General features: G+C 64.1%; 1 protein-coding gene. It reads right to left on the reverse strand.

Translation table 11 applies throughout. The features are described 5' to 3' along the window. On the reverse strand, positions 1–248 hold a 248-nt coding region (locus tag HKX41_12710; protein ID NNC24996.1), incomplete at both ends, for a glutamine synthetase.

Genomic DNA, 248 nt, shown 5'->3' on the forward strand with positions numbered 1-248 from the left:
GGTGGTGTAGACGCCGTGGCGCTGGGCGATCTCCTTCACGACCGTCTTGCAGGTCATGGCCTTGTCCGCCATCTCCAGCGCCGAGTCGTAGCGCAGGTCTATCTCGTGCTGGCTGTTGCCGACCTCGTGGTGGGAGTACTCCACGTTGATGTCCAGCTTCTCCAGCGCGAGCACCGTGTCGCGCCGCAGGTTGGTGGCAGCGTCCAGCGTTGTGTGGTCGAAGTAGCTGCCGTAGTCCAGCAGCTCGG

The sequence above is a fragment of the Salifodinibacter halophilus genome (genome assembly GCA_012999515.1).
Lineage (GTDB): Bacteria > Pseudomonadota > Gammaproteobacteria > Nevskiales > Salinisphaeraceae > Salifodinibacter > Salifodinibacter halophilus.